Origin of the sequence: Bartonella sp. AP331QHHD, assembly GCF_042195905.1 — a bacterium.
Taxonomy (GTDB): Bacteria; Pseudomonadota; Alphaproteobacteria; order Rhizobiales; family Rhizobiaceae; genus Bartonella.
This window is the reverse complement of sequence record NZ_JBHIPG010000012.1, coordinates 1-2,284: the sequence shown is the minus strand read 5'-3', so window position 1 is coordinate 2,284 and position 2,284 is coordinate 1. Positions and strand designations below refer to the sequence as shown.

The 2,284-nt window shown below is 39.9% G+C and carries 4 protein-coding genes; all 4 read right to left on the bottom strand.

Translation table 11 applies throughout. The features are described 5' to 3' along the window. Positions 1-542, bottom strand: a 542-nt coding sequence (locus ACFIMS_RS01515) for a DNA adenine methylase (protein WP_375696315.1), incomplete at its 3' end; no start/stop codon positions are given. A gap of 334 nt (positions 543-876) precedes the next feature. Continuing rightward, entirely contained in the window at positions 877-1,107 is a 231-nt protein-coding gene (locus tag ACFIMS_RS01510) for a hypothetical protein (protein WP_375696314.1), read from the bottom strand. A 116-nt stretch (positions 1,108-1,223) separates the two neighbouring features. Next, positions 1,224-1,451 (bottom strand): hypothetical protein, encoded by a 228-nt coding sequence (locus ACFIMS_RS01505; RefSeq protein ID WP_375612675.1) that lies wholly within the window; start codon positions 1,449-1,451, stop codon positions 1,224-1,226. 137 nt (positions 1,452-1,588) lie between these two features. After that, the gene (locus ACFIMS_RS01500; RefSeq protein ID WP_375643601.1) at positions 1,589-2,251 is read right to left on the bottom strand and encodes a lysozyme; all 663 of its coding nucleotides are present in this window, start codon (positions 2,249-2,251) and stop codon (positions 1,589-1,591) included. Positions 2,252-2,284 lie beyond the last annotated feature (33 nt).

Sequence of the window (2,284 nt, the reverse complement as noted above, 5' to 3'; positions counted from 1 at the left end):
TAAAATAAACTGTCGGGTGCATCAAATAGCTCGATAACCCGTTCCCACGACAAATTTAAGATCGTCGTATCAAGAAGCTTCTGTCTAACACGTCTCATCCTTGATAATAGCTTTTCGGGATTAAATGCTATAGGCTTTTTCCTTCCAAAACTAAAAGAGACATAATCTTTTTTCCCATACATCACACAACGTTGGAGAAACAAAAAACGTGCGGCTCTTTCAACTTTGGAAAGGCTTTCTGGTTCAATCGCCGCAAGTTCAAAAAACAACTGTCTTGAACAAACAAACCACTCCAATCGTTTAGCTAAATCATCAAAGTCATTTTGAACACATTGAAACAGATTCGTGATCTCTCCATTCAAATCATTAATAACGGAATATTTTGCTGGTCCTTTATTTAGGAAAATAACACCAGAACCTAAAAATGGTTCAACATAGGTTTCATGGTCAATGCTATTTAAAATCGGTATAATTTTCTTACGCAAATAGTGTTTACCACCCATCCACGCAAACAATGTTTGTGTAAATTCTTGTTTCATCATATTTTTAAAGNGTGTTTACCACCCATCCACGCAAACAATGTTTGTGTAAATTCTTGTTTCATCATATTTTTAAAGGAGAGATTTGATATCTAACTTTTTGTTATCCATCTTTTAAGATGTGATAAGATATTATCGAGTGCATCCATAAGGCGGGCAAAATCTATTACNTTTGTGTAAATTCTTGTTTCATCATATTTTTAAAGGAGAGATTTGATATCTAACTTTTTGTTATCCATCTTTTAAGATGTGAGAAGCTATTCTCTATGGCGTCCACAAAACGGGAAAAATCGATAATNTCTTGTTTCATCATATTTTTAAAGGAGAGATTTGATATCTAACTTTTTGTTATCCATCTTTTAAGATGTGATAAGATATTATCGAGTGCATCCATAAGGCGGGCAAAATCTATTACAAACATAAAGAGAATGAAGGCAATCAATTTCATGATGCGTGACATCATCTTTAAGCCTTGATAGGTCTCTATCATCTCGTGAAGGAGCTGTTGTTCTGTTTCTGTAAGACCTTTATCTTTGCTGCTTCGTTTCTTGACCATCTTTCCAACCACATAAATGGGCTCCCTGCTTGTTATGCTTCAAAATATCTCTTGCAAGATTGGAACTGATGACCTCAACATCCTGATTATCCAAATAAATGGGCAACCAGCCACCACAAGAAACAGACCTATTTGCCGCGCACCCAACGAGAAAGTTCAGAGCGCACACCAGCATCACTTTTTTGATTAACTTCATTTTCTACCTCAAGACGGGTTGTTGCTGTCTTTAAAGCATTCTCTGTTTGCTTTTGCCGTTCGCTTTGCTTGCCAAGCTGAAAAGCCTTGGCTAAAGCCATAAAAAAAACGGCTAGAGCCGCTGTAAACATAAGAGAATATTTCTTTAGCCAAAAAATCATAAGCGTTGCTCCCCAAACCGCTTGGCGACAATCACTATGCCCGTTACAGCCGCTAAAACCATCATGCCTGCTAAAGCCCATTGCACCGGACCATTGCCAACCAACAAGCCTCCAAACCCCNTTCTTTAGCCAAAAAATCATAAGCGTTGCTCCCCAAACCGCTTGGCGACAATCACTATGCCCGTTACAGCCGCTAAAACCATGATGCCTGCTAATGCCCATTGCACCGGACCATTGCCAACCAACAAGCCTCCAAACCCCGAACAAGACCCTATAATCGGGGCAAGTGCTTCTATCTTTAAAAGACCGCTTGCTGTTTTCGTTTCTACCCTTTGATAATTCGAAGAAACATAAGCCCCTTTTACCCATAATCCCGCTTCTGCTGCTCGACGGTTGGCTAAACCCGCAAGAGGCTTCCCACCGACCTTATTCCATTTCTGTAATTCTAAGGGTACGGCTTCATAATCCCCTTGATTAAGCTTCTTCAATAAGGTTGACTTGCGAAAAGCAGCTGTTCCTACATTATAGCAAAATGAGACCAATGCCGCGAATTGGCAATCCGTTAACGAAACCGTCACCGATTCCTCTACCGTCTTCTCAAATTGCTTTAAGTCTTCACAAAGGATTTCTTCTGCTTGCTTTTGGCTAATACACATGCCTTTTTTGACAAGGGGGTGACCCGCATTGCTGGTGTGACCATAACCAATCGTCCAGACACATGCCGTGTCTCTATATGCCTCTAAACGCAAACCTTCCCATTGTTTGATAAGCTCTAATCCTTCTTTCGATATCTTTCTCATCTGACGCTCCATAAAAAAAGCCCCACAAAAGTG